Below are 15,327 nucleotides of genomic sequence, written 5' to 3'. Positions count from 1 at the left end.
TTTCGCTTTATAAAAATACGGCAAAAAGATGGCATCACAGCCACCTTGATAGAAGTTGAAGACCTCGTTACCACGACGACAATGACCAATCTGGAGAGTTAAGTATGTCCGCTGAACACGTTTTGACGATGCTGAACGAACATGAAGTGAAGTTTGTTGATCTGCGCTTCACCGATACCAAAGGTAAAGAACAGCACGTCACAATCCCTGCTCATCAGGTGAACGCCGAATTCTTTGAAGAAGGCAAAATGTTTGACGGCTCCTCCATTGGTGGCTGGAAAGGCATTAACGAATCCGACATGGTTCTGATGCCAGACGCAACCACTGCGCTCATTGACCCGTTCTTCGAAGAGCCAACCCTTATCATCCGTTGCGATATCCTCGAGCCAGGCACGTTGCAGGGCTACGATCGTGACCCACGCTCCATCGCGAAACGCGCTGAAGAGTACCTGCGTTCTACCGGCATCGCAGACACCGTTCTGTTCGGGCCAGAGCCAGAGTTCTTCCTGTTTGACGACATCCGCTTCGGCGCGTCAATTTCAGGTTCCCACGTGGCTATCGATGACATCGAAGGCGCATGGAACTCTTCCACCAAATACGAAGGTGGTAACAAAGGTCACCGTCCTGGCGTGAAAGGCGGTTACTTCCCGGTTCCTCCGGTCGATTCTTCACAGGACATCCGTTCTACCATGTGTCTGATCATGGAAGAGATGGGCCTGGTTGTGGAAGCGCATCACCACGAAGTGGCGACCGCTGGCCAGAACGAAATCGCTACCCGCTTCAACACCATGACCAAAAAAGCGGATGAGATTCAGATCTACAAATACGTTGTGCACAACGTTGCGCACCGTTTCGGTAAAACCGCGACCTTCATGCCAAAACCAATGTTTGGCGACAACGGTTCCGGTATGCACTGCCACATGTCCCTGTCCAAGAACGGTACCAACCTGTTCTCTGGCGACAAATATGCCGGTCTGTCCGAGCAGGCGCTGCACTACATCGGTGGTGTTATCAAACATGCTAAAGCGATCAACGCCCTGGCGAACCCAACCACTAACTCCTACAAGCGTCTGGTCCCAGGCTACGAAGCACCGGTGATGCTGGCCTACTCTGCCCGTAACCGTTCTGCTTCTATCCGTATCCCGGTTGTTGCTTCTCCGAAAGCGCGTCGTATCGAAGTTCGCTTCCCGGACCCAGCGGCTAACCCATACCTGTGCTTCGCAGCACTGCTGATGGCCGGTCTGGACGGTATTAAGAACAAGATCCACCCTGGCGAAGCCATGGACAAAAACCTGTATGACCTGCCGCCAGAAGAAGCGAAAGAGATCCCACAGGTTGCAGGCTCTCTGGAAGAGGCACTGAACGCGCTGGACGCAGACCGTGAGTTCCTGACGGCTGGCGGCGTGTTCACCGATGAAGCTATCGACGCTTACATCGCGCTGCGTATCGAAGAGAACGACCGCGTGCGTATGACTCCGCATCCGGTTGAGTTCGAACTGTACTACAGCGTTTAATCGAGTTGTTTTACCCGGCGTGATAAACGTCGGGAGTAGTTGCCGTGGAAACTTTTAGCCCATCTCCGGATGGGCTTTTTTCTCCACCAACAACCTGATCTGACGCGCTTTTTACGCCGAAAAAGCTATACTGCACTAAATTAGTGCAACCAACTCCAGGAGACTGCTGAATGGCAACTGGCACGCTGCCCGATGCTGGGCAGATCCTCAATTCCTTAATTAACAGTATCTTGCTGGTCGATGACGAGCTGGCGGTGCATTACGCCAACCCGGCGGCGCAGCAATTGCTCGCCCAGAGCTCACGCAAGCTGTTTGGCACCCCGCTTCCTGAACTGTTGAGCTATTTTTCGCTGAATATTGGCCTGATGCAGGAGAGTTTGCTGGCCGGACAGGGGTTCACCGATAACGAAGTGACACTGGTGATCGACGGGCGTTCACATATTCTCTCTCTTACCGCGCAACGTCTTCCCGAAGGACTGATCCTGCTGGAAATGGCGCCGATGGATAATCAGCGTCGGCTCAGCCAGGAGCAGCTTCAGCATGCGCAGCAAATTGCCGCTCGTGACCTGGTGCGTGGCCTGGCGCATGAGATAAAAAACCCGCTGGGTGGGTTACGCGGTGCAGCACAGCTGCTGACCAAGGCGTTGCCCGACCCTGCGCTGGCAGAGTACACCAACGTTATTATTGAGCAGGCCGACCGCCTGCGTAATCTGGTTGACCGTCTTCTTGGGCCACAGCAGCCGGGCATGCACGTCTCTGAAAGCATTCATAAAGTGGCGGAACGGGTGGTGAAGCTCGTCTCAATGGAACTGCCGGAGAACGTCACGCTGGTGCGCGATTACGACCCAAGCCTGCCGGAACTGGCGCATGACCCGGACCAGATTGAACAGGTTCTGCTGAACATTGTACGTAACGCGCTACAGGCGCTGGGACCGGAAGGGGGCGAGATTATTTTACGTACCCGCACCGCCTTCCAGCTCACGCTGCACGGCGTGCGCTATCGCCTGGCGGCACGTATCGACGTTGAAGATAACGGTCCGGGTATCCCGCCGCATCTGCAGGACACGCTATTTTACCCGATGGTCAGCGGCCGCGAAGGCGGCACCGGGCTGGGGTTATCCATTGCCCGCAGTTTGATCGACCAACACTCTGGCAAAATTGAATTTACCAGTTGGCCGGGACATACCGAGTTTTCGGTTTTCCTGCCGATTAAAAAATAAAGGTGACGTTTATGCAACGAGGGATAGTCTGGGTAGTCGATGACGATAGCTCCATCCGTTGGGTGCTGGAACGCGCGCTCACTGGGGCGGGGTTAAGCTGCACGACGTTTGAGAGCGGCAGCGAGGTGCTCGACGCACTCACCACCAAAACGCCAGATGTTTTGCTTTCGGATATTCGCATGCCGGGAATGGACGGGCTGGCGCTTTTAAAGCAGATCAAACAACGCCACCCTATGCTTCCGGTCATCATAATGACGGCGCACTCCGACCTGGATGCCGCGGTGAGCGCCTACCAGCAAGGGGCGTTTGATTACCTGCCAAAGCCGTTTGATATCGACGAGGCGGTGGCGTTGGTTGAACGCGCCATCAGCCACTACCAGGAACAACAGCAGCCTCGTAATACGCCCGATTTTGGCCCCACAACGGACATCATCGGTGAAGCGCCTGCGATGCAAGATGTGTTTCGCATCATCGGGCGTCTGTCGCGTTCGTCCATCAGCGTATTGATTAACGGCGAATCGGGTACCGGTAAAGAGCTGGTTGCCCATGCATTGCATCGCCATAGTCCGCGGGCTAAAGCGCCCTTCATCGCCCTGAATATGGCGGCCATTCCGAAGGATTTGATTGAGTCCGAGCTGTTCGGCCACGAAAAAGGGGCGTTTACCGGGGCGAATACTATTCGTCAGGGGCGCTTTGAGCAGGCTGACGGCGGGACGCTTTTCCTGGATGAAATCGGTGATATGCCGTTGGACGTTCAGACCCGCCTGCTGCGCGTACTGGCCGACGGACAGTTTTACCGCGTGGGCGGCTATGCGCCGGTGAAGGTGGACGTGCGCATTATCGCTGCGACGCACCAGAACCTGGAGCTGCGCGTGCAGGAGGGAAAATTCCGTGAGGATTTATTCCACCGCCTGAACGTTATCCGCGTTCACCTGCCGCCGCTGCGCGAGCGCCGGGAAGATATTCCCCGCCTGGCGCGTCATTTCCTGCAGGTGGCAGCCCGCGAGCTTGGCGTGGAGGCCAAGCAGCTTCACCCGGAAACCGATGCCGCCCTCACCCGACTTGCGTGGCCGGGCAACGTGCGCCAGCTGGAAAACACCTGTCGCTGGTTAACCGTGATGGCCGCCGGACAGGAAGTGCTGATTCAGGATTTACCCGCAGAGCTGTTTGAAGCCACTGCACCTGAAAGCAGCACCGGTCACGCGCTGCCGGACAGTTGGGCAACGCTGCTGGCGCAGTGGGCTGACCGCGCACTGCGTTCCGGTCATCAAAACCTGCTGTCTGAAGCTCAGCCTGAGATGGAGCGTACGCTGTTAACCACCGCGCTTCGTCATACGCAGGGCCATAAGCAGGAGGCCGCTCGCCTGTTGGGATGGGGGCGTAATACCCTGACGCGCAAGCTTAAAGAGCTGGGAATGGAGTGATTTTGGCAGTGCCGGGTGGCGCTTCGCTTACCCGGCCTACGAAAGTGCGCATTGTAGGCCGGGTAAGGCGAAGCCGCCACCCGGCAAAACGGTCTAAATAACCCGCGAGAACTGCTGCAGGCGCGCTTTCTGACGCAGATAGGCGTCAAAGCACATGCAGATATTACGGATCAACAGACGCCCTTTCGGCGTGACCTCAATGGCACCCTCAGTAACATCCACCAGCCCATCTTTGGCCAGCGGGGCAATCAGCTTCAGATCTTCTGCAAAATAATCGCTGAAGGTCAGATTCCACTGTGCTTCCACGTCACTGAAATCGAGACGGAAATTGCAAATAAGCGCCTTAATCACATCGCGTCTGATGCAGTCGTCGCGGGTGAGCGCGATGCCGCGCCACAGCGCGTTGCCTGTTTCATCAACCTGCTGATAATACTGTTTTAACTCTTTCTGGTTCTGCGCGTAGCAGTCGCCAATCATGCTGATGGCCGAGACGCCCATCCCCAGCAAGTCGGTATCGCCCTGCGTCGTGTAGCCCTGGAAGTTGCGGTGCAGAACGCCTTCGCGCTGGGCAATCGCCAGCTCGTCATCCGGACGGGCAAAGTGATCCATCCCGATAAACTGATAACCGGTTTCGGTCAGCGAGGTGATAGTTTCCTGCAAAATATCCAGTTTCTGCTGAGCAGAAGGGAGATCGGCATCTTTGATTTTGCGCTGAGCAGCAAACAGCGTCGGCAGGTGCGCATAGTTAAAGACGCTCAGACGGTCCGGGTTGAGTTCAGCCACGCGCTTCAGCGTGAAGGCGAAGCTCTCCGGCGTTTGCTTTGGCAGGCCGTAAATCAGGTCGATATTGGTCGACGTAAAGCCGATATCACGCGCGTGGTTGAGTAAGGCAAAGATAAATTCTTCGTCCTGCTCGCGGTTGACCAGACGCTGCACCTCTTTGTTGAAGTCCTGCACGCCCATGCTCAGGCGGTTGAAACCTTCGGCGCGTAAGTGATCCAGCACATCCAGCTCGATTTCGCGCGGATCGACTTCGATCGAGATTTCAGCATCGTCGTTAAAATTAAAGTTGCCGCGCAGCAGCGCCATCAAACGGCTGATCTGCGCTTTATTCAGGTACGTTGGCGTGCCGCCGCCCCAGTGAAGCTGGCTGACGTGACGACCGGCAAACAGCGGCGCGCGGTGCAGGATTTCCTGCTCAAGCGCATCAAGATACTGATCGGCTTTGTGCTGCTGGCGGGTAACGATTTTATTGCATCCGCAGAAGTAGCAGAGCTTGTGGCAAAACGGAATATGGACATAAAGCGACAGCGGACGCTCGGGATAACGCGCGACGGCCTGCTGAAAATACGCCTCGCCGAAAGCATCGGAGAACTCCAGCGCGGTGGGGTATGAAGTATAACGCGGCCCGGAATAGTTATATTTCTGGATTAGGGCCAAATCCCAGTCGATAGTTGGTGCTGACATGCTCACTCCTTCCGTTGGTGTCGCGTTCGTTTACGGCGGCCCGGTCTAGCCCCATTGCGAGCCATCATTCGGGTGCGCAGCCACTGATGTCGCCGCGACAACCGCCGTAGTTTAACGAATAACCACACCAGATAACATATAACCGGAAGGGTTATAAGCAGGACTATTGAGCCTGCCGGGTGCAAATGTTAGTTTCCACCCTTCAGCAGACGCATCATATCTTCCTGCTTCTCGTCTTCTTCTTCATCTTCGTCATCGTCGTATGACAGGCCCAGCTTCTGCATCAGCTCATCAATGCGGTCCAGTTTGGCATCAACCCATGACTGTTCTTCTGCGGTCAGGGTTTCACCTTCTTCAAGACGTTCCAGCAGCGCATCCAGGCGCTCATCGTTCTCCAGCAAATCCAGCTCAGCCTGCGGTGAAAGCATAGGTTTCTCGCTCTTTGGTTTGTGCTGCTTAGTGACCGGGGTGTCTGTCACGCCCAGTGGAATGGGAGTCTTACTGCCGATACGGGGATCTTTCTGCGCCTTACCTTTTGCAGAAGCGCCCGTTGCACCGCTACCACTTGCACGGCTACCCGCAGCATGGCCACGATGCTTTTTATCGCGTTTGCGATCGCGCGCTTCCTGGTTCAGTTCTTCGCGCGTTTTGCGGCGTGCTTTTGCTGGGCGTTTCGCGCCCGCTGCGGTGGTCGGTTTTTTCATGATGTTTTATCTTTAAGCCGTTTTATTCAGTATAGAATTGCGGCGAAATCTAGCAGAAAGCAAGCAAAGAAAAAAGGCGACAGAGCAATCTGTCGCCTTTTTTCCTGACTCACAACCCTTAGCGGGCCAGACATTCCATGTTTGCCAACAACAAACCCTGTTTATCCCTTGGCTAATACCGTCCGTGATACGGTTCCGTTTCCTGTAAAAACGCCTCCAGGCGCCCGTCATCCTGACAATCCTGAGTCTTCGCCTCCTGGCGCTCCTGACCCTTATCCTTAAGTCGTAATCCTGTTGGCATCCTCGCCTTGACGCACACTTTACCTTTTTCCCTTAAACTAACAAGCAACGAAAGGGTACAAAAACGGATTTTCGGATTATTACTCACTATCAAGTCTATGATATTTAATAATTTGCATTTTTAAGCGCCTGCGATTTCTCTTAAATGTCCCATAGGGTTTGTAGCGGATCTCTTACACATTTGAGGGTTTTCGCTTACGTGCCTGGTACGATGGGAAAAGCCTTTTGCCCGCATTCAGGTATAATCCCCCGCAGATTACGATTTTTGGAGACGACCACGTGACTACCTGGAACTACCAACAGACGCATTTTGTCACCAGTGCGCCTGATATTCGCCACCTGCCTTCTGATACGGGTATTGAAGTGGCATTCGCTGGCCGCTCCAATGCGGGAAAATCCAGCGCCCTGAATACGCTGACCAATCAGAAGAGCCTGGCGCGCACCTCAAAAACGCCTGGCCGTACTCAGCTGATCAACCTGTTTGAAGTTGCAGAAGGCAAACGCCTGGTCGACTTACCGGGCTACGGCTATGCGCAAGTACCTGAAGAGATGAAGATCAAATGGCAGCGTGCGCTGGGTGAGTACCTGGAAAAACGCCAGTGCCTGAAAGGTCTGGTGGTGCTGATGGATATCCGCCATCCGCTGAAAGATCTCGATCAGCAGATGATCGACTGGGCTGTAGAGAGCGATATCGCCGTGCTGGTTCTGCTGACCAAAGCCGATAAGCTGGCTAGCGGTGCGCGAAAAGCACAGGTGAATATGGTTCGCGAAGCGGTGCTGGCATTTAACGGTGATGTGCAGGTTGAGCCATTCTCCTCGCTGAAAAAACAGGGCGTGGATAAACTGCGTCAGAAGCTCGACAGTTGGTTTAACGAGCTGGAACCCGCGACAGAAGCGGAAGAAGAGTAAATATGAGCGCGGCAATGTCCGCGCTTTTTTTTGCCTGACATTTTCTTTGTCGCAATAAAAAACGCCCCAGTCATTACTGACTGGGGCGGCTAAAATATTCAGCCAAATCCGATTACGTGAAGTAAAAGGTCTGAAAGATAGAACATCTTACCTCTGTACCCTACGTCGTTAACTCTACCCCTTTTTTATCTGTAGAAAAAGCACTTTTTGTAGTTTTTTTTCATTCTTTACATAGGGAATTCTAATGATTGTCACAAAACGCACGTCGTTATGTTGCTAACTTACATAAAACGCACGTTATTCCATGAACCCTTAGTGAGCCTGATCCCAGTTTTCGCCACTCCCCACTTCCACCAGCAACGGAACGTCCAGCTTCATGCTGCTTTCCATCAGTTCGTGGATCTTCTGAGACACTTTTTCAAGATCGTCTTTGTGCACTTCGAACACCAGTTCATCGTGTACCTGCATGATCATTTTCACGCGCGGTTTATCTTTTTCCAGCCAGGCATCCACGGCGATCATCGCACGCTTAATGATGTCAGCAGCGGTTCCCTGCATTGGGGCGTTGATAGCCGCACGCTCTGCGCCTGCACGGCGCGCCGCGTTGCTGGATTTGATGTCCGGCAGATACAGACGACGACCATCCAGCGTTTCAACGTAGCCTTTCTCTTTCGCCTGCGCACGGGTGCGTTCCATATACTCCAGTACGCCCGGGTAGCGTTCGAAGTAGAGATCCATATACTTCTGCGACTCTTTACGCGGAATGTTGAGCTGGCGTGACAGGCCAAAGGCGCTCATCCCGTAAATCAGACCGAAGTTAATCGCTTTCGCGCTGCGACGCTGGTCGTTTGTCACGCTCTCCAGCGGCAGGCCAAAGACTTCAGCGGCCGTTGCCCGGTGAATATCCTTCCCTTCGGCAAACGCGGTCAGCAAGCCCTTATCACGCGACAGGTGCGCCATAATGCGCAGCTCAATTTGCGAGTAATCCGCAGAGACAATCAGATAATCTTCTGGCGCAATAAAGGCCTGACGAATACGACGGCCTTCTTCATTGCGCACAGGAATGTTCTGCAGGTTGGGATCGGTCGACGAGAGACGCCCGGTTGCCGCAACCGCCTGATGATAAGAGGTATGCACACGCCCCGTTTTCGGGTTAATCATCAACGGCAGCTTATCGGTATAGGTCGATTTCAGCTTCGCCAGACCGCGATACTCGAGGATAACTTTTGGCAGTGGATAATCCAGCGCCAGCTCTTCCAGCACCTCTTCAGAGGTTGATGGCGCGCCGCCAGGGGTTTTCTTCAGCGGCTTGATGCCCTGCTTTTCAAACAGGATTGTTTGCAGCTGTTTAGGCGACGACAGGTTAAACGGCTCTCCGGCAAGCTCATGGGCTTTTTGCTCAAGCTCGGTCAGACGCTGCGCCAGTTCACCCGAGTGGTTATGCAGCACCGTTGGATCGATTTTTACGCCGTTGCGTTCGATGCGGGACAGCACCGGCACCAGTGGCATTTCGATATGCTGGAATACGTTCATCGGGCCTTCCTGCTTTTGCAGCTTTGGCCACATCTTCAGGTGCAGCTGCAGCGTCACATCGGCGTCTTCCGCCGCGTAACGACCCGCCTCTTCCAGCGCAATCTGGTTAAAGGTGAGCTGATTTTTACCTTTTCCGGCAATCTCTTCAAACGTAATGGTTTTGTGCTTGAGCCAGCGGTCAGATAAGGAATCCATATCATGACGGCCTGCCACGCTGTCCAGAATGTAGGATTCCAGCATGGTGTCGAAGGCGATGCCGCGCAACTCAATACCGTAGTTTTGCAGAATGCCGCGGTCATATTTCAGGTTCTGCCCAACTTTGAGCGCCTTGTCATCTTCGAGAATCGGCTTCAGCAGCTCAAGGACACGGTCGCGGGAGATCTGATCCGGCGCATCCAGGTAATCATGTGCAACAGGGACATAGGCCGCAACGCCCGGCTCGGTGGCAAATGACAGGCCCACCATGTTGGCCGAGATGTTATCGAGGCTGTCAGTTTCGGTGTCAAAGGCAAAGACCGGCGCTTTTTTCAGCTTCTCGATCCAGGCGACCAGCTGTGACTCTTCAAGAAGGGTTTCGTAGTTGTCGAAAGAGAGCGCGACGACCTCTTCGTCTGCCTGCTCTTCAGCATCCACAACAATCGTCTCTTTCGGCTTCACGGCAGGTTTCGCGCCTTTTGCCTGCAGCCATTTACCGGCTTCCACGTCAGTGATCCAGCGCTTAAATTCGTATTTCTTAAACAGGCTCAGCAGATCGTCAGCGGAAGGCTGTTGCACTTCCAGCTGCTCACAGCCCAGTTCCAGCTCGACATCGGTTTTGATTGTGGCCAGCTTATAAGAGAGATAAGCCACCTCTTTGTTATCTTCCAGCTTCGCCGCCATGGTTTTCGCACCACGGAAGGTGAGCCCGGCGATTTTATCCGATTCCGCGTAGAGCGTATCCAGCCCACCCAGCCCCTGAAGCAGCGCCTGCGCGGTTTTTTCACCGACGCCCGGCACACCAGGGATGTTATCTGAGGAGTCGCCCATCAACGCGAGGAAATCAATAATCAGCTCAGGCGGCACACCATATTTTGTGACGACTTCTTCAGGCCCCAGAATGGTGTTGGTCATGGTGTTAATCAGGGTGATACCTGGCGTCACAAGCTGCGCCATATCTTTATCACCGGTACTGATCAGCACTGGACGGCCCATTTTTTCTGCTTCACGCGCCAGCGTGCCGATAACGTCGTCGGCCTCAACGCCAGAAACGGCCAGCAACGGCAGCCCCATCGCTTTCACCATGGTGTGCAGCGGCTCGATCTGCGCTCGCAGATCGTCAGGCATCGGCGGACGATGGGATTTGTAATGCTCAAACAACTCGTCGCGGAAGGTTTTACCTTTTGCATCAAAGACCACTGCCGCATGGGTTGGCTGATACTGAAGGATCAGGCTACGCAGCATGTTCAGCACGCCGTACATTGCGCCGGTGGGCTCCCCTGCGCTATTGGTCAGAGGAGGAAACGCATGGTATGCCCGATACAGGTAAGAAGAGCCGTCGACGAGAATAAGAGGGTTTTCTGGGATCTGAACCATAATGTCCGTGCCTTTAATCAATTTATGGGTAAAGGATGCCACAGAAGGATGAAAACATCAGTTATTAGCGCCTGATACAGGAAAAGATTTTGCGATCGAGAGGATCGCTCGCAAAAATAAAACTGTGGATAAGTTTGTGCATACTTTCACTACATATGAATAACAGCCGTAAAAATCCTATCCCATTATATAATTTATTGTTTATTATCATCACATTAAGTTAGTACTCATTATCCATATTGCGAATTGATGACAATTTAGTCTATGTGGATATAAGCCTCGTTTATTCCGTCATCGCAGACATATCTGCTGTAGCAGGTAAAAGCCGCTCCCCCGCTGTGTGAAAGCACCATTTTTTAGTCTGTTTTCTGATAAACTCAGCGCCCTGCGCCGCATATGCGGCGGCTTAATTTAAGCTAACCACCTGAAAATACTGATTATGTCGAGATTGCTCGCTGCAATAACACTACTGTTAAGCATCATTTTAACCATTCTGGTGACTATCGCCTGTTCAGTGCCGATCATTATTGCCGGAATGATTAAGCTGCTGCTGCCCGTGCACTCGGTGTGGCGAGCCGTTTCTGCGTTTTGTAATTTTATGATGTATTGCTGGTGCGAAGGGCTGGCGATTCTGCTGCGCCTTAACCCGCACCTGGAGTGGGATGTTCAGGGTCTGGAAAGACTCAACAAAAAGAACTGGTATCTGCTGATCTGCAATCATCACAGCTGGGCTGACATCGTGGTGTTATGTGTGCTGTTTCGCAAACATATCCCGATGAATAAATATTTCCTGAAACAACAACTGGCCTGGGTGCCTTTCATTGGCCTGGCCTGCTGGGCGCTGGATATGCCGTTTATGAAACGCTATTCACGCAGCTATTTACTTCGTCACCCGGAACGCCGCGGTAAAGATGTGGAAACCACACGCCGCTCCTGCGAAAAATTTCGTGCGCATCCAACGACGATTGTTAACTTTGTAGAAGGCTCTCGTTTTACCGAAGAGAAGCGCAGTCAGACTCGCTCCCCTTATCAGCACTTACTGCCGCCTAAAGCTGCGGGCATTGCGATGGCATTGAACGTGTTGGGCGAGCAGTTCGATAAATTATTGAACGTTACGCTTTGCTACCCGGAGAACGATAAGACGCCATTTTATGACATGCTCAGCGGCAAACTGACGCGTATTGTGGTTCACGTTGATCTGGTTCCTGTTGAGACGGAACTGCACGGTGATTACGTTAACGATAAGAATTTTAAACGTCGTTTCCAGCTTTGGCTTAATACGCTCTGGAAAGAGAAAGACGAGCAGATAGACAACATTAAAGCTTCTTACAAAAACGCCGGTCATTGACCGGCGTTTTTACATCAACAATCTTACTTCTTCTCAACCAGATATTTCACGGTATCAGCATACTGTTGTACGAAGATATCCATGCTGCTGGTGTCCATGCCCTGCATGTTCAGCTGATATTTGCCGTTAACAAACATCGCTGGCACACCCTGCAACTGCAGGTCAGCGGCTGCTTTTTCCTGCTGAGCCACGAGAGATTTCACCACGAAGCTGTTCCAGGCCGCGTCGTACTCTTCACCTTTCACACCGGCATCCACGAATACTTTACGGATATCCGCAGTGGTCTGAACGGTCTGGGTTTTCTGTACGGCTTCAAACATTGGGGCGGTGATCTTATCTTCCACGCCCAGTGCGATAGCTACCGCCCACGCCTGAGTCAGGTCTTTGCCCAGCGGGCCCAGGAACTCAACGTGGTATTTCGTCATTTTGGTGCCTTCCGGCAGCTTTTTCTTCACGTTGTCAGAGACATGCAGCACCTGCTCGAACTGATAGCAGTGTGGGCAATAAAACGAGAAGAACTCCAGAACCTGCGGCTCTCCGGCCACTGGCTTGTCCAGCGTAATGTACTGCTTACCGTCGGTAAACTGTGCAGCAGAAGCGCTAAATGCCAGAATCATACCTGCCAGCGCCAGCCAAATTTTTTTCATGATCAACTCTCTCCTGGGTGTGTCCAATTAATACATCGGCGTTAATTGCAGAGGAGGTTCTTGCAGAACCTTAACCTGCTCAGTAAATGTGGATATCTGGCTGCGCCAGTAATCCTCTCCGGTAAGCCACGGGAAATTTCGGGGAAATGCGGGATCATCCCAACGCCTGATTAACCATGCGAGATAATAAACAAAACGCATCGCACGTAAAGGCTCTATCAAGGCAATTTCGTCTGAATTAAAGGGACTAAATTCTTCATACGCTTCAATAATGGTTTCAAGCTGCATTCTCTGCTCGGCTTTATCACCATTGAGCAGCATCCACAGATCCTGAACCGCTGGCCCCATGCGAGCATCATCGAGATCGACAAACAGTGGGCCATCGCGCCAGAGAATATTGCCAGCATGGCAGTCTCCATGCAGACGCAGTGTGGGAATGTCATCACGCCAACTGGCTTTCACCGCTTCAATAAGTTTGTCGGTCGCGCTAAGGAATTTATCCTTTAATCCACCAGGAATAAGTGTCGAGGTTTCGAATACCTGCCGTGGCTCGATAAGGTATTCCTGAATACCGATGGTCGGGCGGGCAATAAACGGCTTTTTGCGTCCCGTCTGATGAATGCGCCCCAGGTAGCGGGCAACCCATTCCATCTGGTCGATATTATCAGCTTCAAACTGACGCCCGCCCAGGCTTGGGAATACGGCGTAATAAAAACCTTCGTGGGTATGCAGCGTTTGGTTGTTAAATTTCAACGGCGCAGCAACGGGAACATCGTCATCCAGCAGATCGTGGGCAAACTGATGCTCTTCCTGAATTTGTTCTGCAGACCAACGCTTAGGACGATAGAACTTTACAACGAAGCGCTGGCGCTCCTCATCCTGAAACTGATAGACGCGATTTTCGTAGCTATTTAACGGGGTTAACCCAGAATCCACCCGAATACCCTGCTCGTACAGGGCGTCCATAATGGTATCCGGGTGTAATGTCTGGAAAGTAAAAGCCTGGTCGTTCATCCGATCATCCGGAAATTATACGAATGATTCAGGATATCATCTTGTGGCGATTTCGGTGGCTCCGCTTACAAGCTTTTACTCTTTAATTACCCCACGCGCGCGCAGCAATGCGGTTTTAAAATCTTCCTCATAATCTTTCTGAATACCAGGAATAACAGCATCTTTGGCTGAATCACGCATTTTAAGGTGGTAGATCAGGATGTCGTCAGAAAGGTCTGTCAGCTCGCCGTCAAAACCTGACTCTTTCGCCAGTTTCTGTAAAAATTGCATCAGATTCAGCTCTGGCTCTTTTTGCCAAGCTGGCTGGAGGAGTTCAATAACTTCATTCAGACGTTTACATTTCATGGTGGTGCTCCTTTCATTTAGAGAGACACGTTAGCAGGGTCAATCCCACAATAAAAGAGGCGATATTAGTGAATGAATGCCAGAAAATCATCGGTGTCGTTCTGGCCGGTGGCAGAGCGACCCGAATGGGCGGAGAAGATAAGGGGCTACAGCTGCTGAATGGAAAGCCCTTATGGCAGCATGTCGCTGACAGGCTTGCAGATCAGGTGTCGACAATCGCGCTCAGTGCTAATCGTCACATCGCTATTTACCAACGCAGCGGATTCCCCGTTTATCAGGATAACCTGGCAGATTATCCGGGTCCTCTGGCTGGGATGCTCTCGGTCATGCAGCAGGCTAAGGGGGGGTGGTTTCTCTTTTGCTCCTGCGATACGCCCTTCATTCCTGCTTGCCTGGTAGAACGCATGGTACAACAGCGCGGTGACTCGCCCGTGGTTTGGGCAAATGACGGTGAGCGCGATCATCCGACGATCGCCCTGATTCATATATCGTTAGTTTCTGACCTGCAGGCTTACCTGTCTGCTGGAGAAAGAAGGGTGATGGTGTTTATGCGGCAGGCAGGCGGACATCCGGTTGATTTTAGCGATTTGAAGCCAGCATTTGTGAACGTGAATACGACAGAAGATTTGCAGGCACTGCAGGAGAAGAAATGACACCTGTTTTAGCAATTTCCGCCTGGAGTGGTACCGGGAAAACCACGTTACTCAAAAAGCTGATACCGGCACTGTGCGCCAGAGGTATTCGTCCAGGTTTGATTAAGCACACGCATCATAATATGGATGTCGATAAACCGGGCAAAGATAGCTTTGAGCTGCGTAAAGCGGGTGCGGCACAAACGATGGTGGCAAGCTCTCAGCGCTGGGCACTGATGACAGAAACCCCGGATGAGGCGCCGTTGGATCTCGCGTATCTGATCAGCCGAATGGATCATTCCACGCTGGATCTGGTGCTGGTTGAGGGGTTTAAGCACGAGGCTGTGGCGAAGATCCTGCTATTCAGGAGCGATGCCGGGCATGATGTCAGTGAGTTAACGCTTGATGAGCATGTGATTGCGGTGGCCAGTGATGTTGTATTGCCGCTTGATGTTCCGGTGCTGGATTTAAATGATGTGGATGGAATTGCGGAATTTATTGTGGCGTGGAGTGCGGTCTGACTTGCCGGGTGGCGGCTTTGCCTTACCCGGCCTACAACATTCGGTGCTCCAGAAACGCAAAAAGGCCATCCTTGCGGATGGCCTCTCTACTTATTTGATGCCTGGCAGTTCCCTACTCTCACATGGGGAGACCCCACACTACCATCGGCGCTACGGCGTTTCACTTCTGAGTTCGGC

At 52.7% G+C, this 15,327-nt stretch carries 14 protein-coding genes and 1 rRNA gene; 7 read left to right on the top strand and 8 right to left on the bottom strand.

The window, feature by feature from the left end; genetic code table 11:
* Nucleotides 1-104: 104 nt before the first annotated feature.
* The 3 genes from glnA to glnG all read left to right on the top strand — a co-directional run bounded on the left by glnA (nucleotide 105) and on the right by glnG (nucleotide 4,158).
* On the top strand, nucleotides 105-1,514 hold the full coding sequence (glnA, locus tag AC2T6E_RS20890; RefSeq protein ID WP_010436828.1) for a glutamate--ammonia ligase: 1,410 nt from the start codon (nucleotides 105-107) through the stop codon (nucleotides 1,512-1,514).
* A 170-nt stretch (nucleotides 1,515-1,684) separates the two neighbouring features.
* A complete protein-coding gene (gene glnL / locus AC2T6E_RS20885; protein WP_447853750.1) occupies nucleotides 1,685-2,734 on the top strand; it encodes a nitrogen regulation protein NR(II) in 1,050 nt (349 codons plus the stop codon).
* Between the two features lie 11 nt (nucleotides 2,735-2,745).
* The gene (glnG, locus tag AC2T6E_RS20880) at nucleotides 2,746-4,158 is read left to right on the top strand and encodes a nitrogen regulation protein NR(I) (protein ID WP_148400128.1); all 1,413 of its coding nucleotides are present in this window, start codon (nucleotides 2,746-2,748) and stop codon (nucleotides 4,156-4,158) included.
* A 93-nt stretch (nucleotides 4,159-4,251) separates the two neighbouring features.
* Here the strand turns inward: glnG and hemN are convergent, their stop codons facing one another.
* Together hemN and yihI are read right to left on the bottom strand one after the other, a co-directional pair.
* Nucleotides 4,252-5,625: an oxygen-independent coproporphyrinogen III oxidase gene (hemN, locus tag AC2T6E_RS20875; RefSeq protein WP_486693111.1), complete on the bottom strand. Its 1,374-nt coding sequence runs from the start codon at nucleotides 5,623-5,625 to the stop codon at nucleotides 4,252-4,254.
* 188 nt (nucleotides 5,626-5,813) lie between these two features.
* Nucleotides 5,814-6,329: a Der GTPase-activating protein YihI gene (gene yihI / locus AC2T6E_RS20870; protein ID WP_089600439.1), complete on the bottom strand. Its 516-nt coding sequence runs from the start codon at nucleotides 6,327-6,329 to the stop codon at nucleotides 5,814-5,816.
* Between the two features lie 579 nt (nucleotides 6,330-6,908).
* Between yihI and yihA the strand changes: the two genes are divergently transcribed.
* Nucleotides 6,909-7,538 carry a ribosome biogenesis GTP-binding protein YihA/YsxC gene (gene yihA / locus AC2T6E_RS20865; protein ID WP_010436812.1) on the top strand — a complete coding sequence of 210 codons (630 nt, stop codon included), beginning with the start codon at nucleotides 6,909-6,911 and terminating at the stop codon, nucleotides 7,536-7,538.
* 98 nt (nucleotides 7,539-7,636) lie between these two features.
* Here the strand turns inward: yihA and spfP are convergent, their stop codons facing one another.
* On the bottom strand, nucleotides 7,637-7,684 hold the full coding sequence (gene spfP, locus AC2T6E_RS20860; RefSeq protein WP_071892919.1) for a small protein SpfP: 48 nt from the start codon (nucleotides 7,682-7,684) through the stop codon (nucleotides 7,637-7,639).
* Nucleotides 7,685-7,850: 166 nt separating this feature from the next.
* Nucleotides 7,851-10,643, bottom strand: coding sequence for a DNA polymerase I (gene polA, locus AC2T6E_RS20855; RefSeq protein WP_486693108.1), 2,793 nt, complete (start codon nucleotides 10,641-10,643; stop codon nucleotides 7,851-7,853).
* A 439-nt stretch (nucleotides 10,644-11,082) separates the two neighbouring features.
* Between polA and AC2T6E_RS20850 the strand changes: the two genes are divergently transcribed.
* Nucleotides 11,083-11,991, top strand: a complete 909-nt coding sequence (locus AC2T6E_RS20850) for a 1-acylglycerol-3-phosphate O-acyltransferase, YihG family (protein ID WP_120159785.1) — start codon at nucleotides 11,083-11,085, stop codon at nucleotides 11,989-11,991.
* A gap of 23 nt (nucleotides 11,992-12,014) precedes the next feature.
* Here the strand turns inward: AC2T6E_RS20850 and dsbA are convergent, their stop codons facing one another.
* The 3 genes from dsbA to AC2T6E_RS20835 form a co-directional block, all read right to left on the bottom strand.
* Nucleotides 12,015-12,638, bottom strand: coding sequence for a thiol:disulfide interchange protein DsbA (gene dsbA / locus AC2T6E_RS20845; RefSeq protein WP_010436806.1), 624 nt, complete (start codon nucleotides 12,636-12,638; stop codon nucleotides 12,015-12,017).
* 27 nt (nucleotides 12,639-12,665) lie between these two features.
* Nucleotides 12,666-13,652 carry a serine/threonine protein kinase gene (locus AC2T6E_RS20840; protein ID WP_486693105.1) on the bottom strand — a complete coding sequence of 329 codons (987 nt, stop codon included), beginning with the start codon at nucleotides 13,650-13,652 and terminating at the stop codon, nucleotides 12,666-12,668.
* 75 nt (nucleotides 13,653-13,727) lie between these two features.
* Entirely contained in the window at nucleotides 13,728-13,997 is a 270-nt protein-coding gene (locus AC2T6E_RS20835) for a YihD family protein (protein WP_010436801.1), read from the bottom strand.
* A 68-nt stretch (nucleotides 13,998-14,065) separates the two neighbouring features.
* On the opposite strand from AC2T6E_RS20835, the gene mobA reads away from it, so the two are divergent.
* Together mobA and mobB are read left to right on the top strand one after the other, a co-directional pair.
* Nucleotides 14,066-14,650, top strand: coding sequence for a molybdenum cofactor guanylyltransferase MobA (gene mobA / locus AC2T6E_RS20830; protein ID WP_320743734.1), 585 nt, complete (start codon nucleotides 14,066-14,068; stop codon nucleotides 14,648-14,650).
* Entirely contained in the window at nucleotides 14,647-15,150 is a 504-nt protein-coding gene (gene mobB, locus AC2T6E_RS20825; protein ID WP_486693102.1) for a molybdopterin-guanine dinucleotide biosynthesis protein MobB, read from the top strand. The genes mobA and mobB overlap by 4 nt, the downstream gene beginning before the upstream one ends.
* Nucleotides 15,151-15,249: 99 nt before the next feature.
* On the opposite strand, the gene rrf is transcribed toward mobB, so the two are convergent.
* Nucleotides 15,250-15,327: ribosomal RNA gene (rrf, locus tag AC2T6E_RS20820) — 5S ribosomal RNA — on the bottom strand; the annotation flags it as partial.

It is taken from the genome of Enterobacter sp. B79-1 (genome assembly GCF_057444735.1).
Note: the sequence above shows the minus strand (reverse complement) of the source record. Positions and strands in the feature narration are given on the sequence as shown.

What these genes read in the sequence shown, in the direction of transcription:
- glnA (WP_010436828.1), top strand. Translation starts at nt 105, where the DNA reads ATGTCCGCTGAACACGTTTTGACGATGCTGAACGAACATGAAGTGAAG.
- glnL (WP_447853750.1), top strand. Translation starts at nt 1,685, where the DNA reads ATGGCAACTGGCACGCTGCCCGATGCTGGGCAGATCCTCAATTCCTTA.
- glnG (WP_148400128.1), top strand. Translation starts at nt 2,746, where the DNA reads ATGCAACGAGGGATAGTCTGGGTAGTCGATGACGATAGCTCCATCCGT.
- hemN (WP_486693111.1), bottom strand. Translation starts at nt 5,625, where the DNA reads ATGTCAGCACCAACTATCGACTGGGATTTGGCCCTAATCCAGAAATAT.
- yihI (WP_089600439.1), bottom strand. Translation starts at nt 6,329, where the DNA reads ATGAAAAAACCGACCACCGCAGCGGGCGCGAAACGCCCAGCAAAAGCA.
- polA (WP_486693108.1), bottom strand. Translation starts at nt 10,643, where the DNA reads ATGGTTCAGATCCCAGAAAACCCTCTTATTCTCGTCGACGGCTCTTCT.
- AC2T6E_RS20850 (WP_120159785.1), top strand. Translation starts at nt 11,083, where the DNA reads ATGTCGAGATTGCTCGCTGCAATAACACTACTGTTAAGCATCATTTTA.
- dsbA (WP_010436806.1), bottom strand. Translation starts at nt 12,638, where the DNA reads ATGAAAAAAATTTGGCTGGCGCTGGCAGGTATGATTCTGGCATTTAGC.
- AC2T6E_RS20840 (WP_486693105.1), bottom strand. Translation starts at nt 13,652, where the DNA reads ATGAACGACCAGGCTTTTACTTTCCAGACATTACACCCGGATACCATT.
- AC2T6E_RS20835 (WP_010436801.1), bottom strand. Translation starts at nt 13,997, where the DNA reads ATGAAATGTAAACGTCTGAATGAAGTTATTGAACTCCTCCAGCCAGCT.
- mobB (WP_486693102.1), top strand. Translation starts at nt 14,647, where the DNA reads ATGACACCTGTTTTAGCAATTTCCGCCTGGAGTGGTACCGGGAAAACC.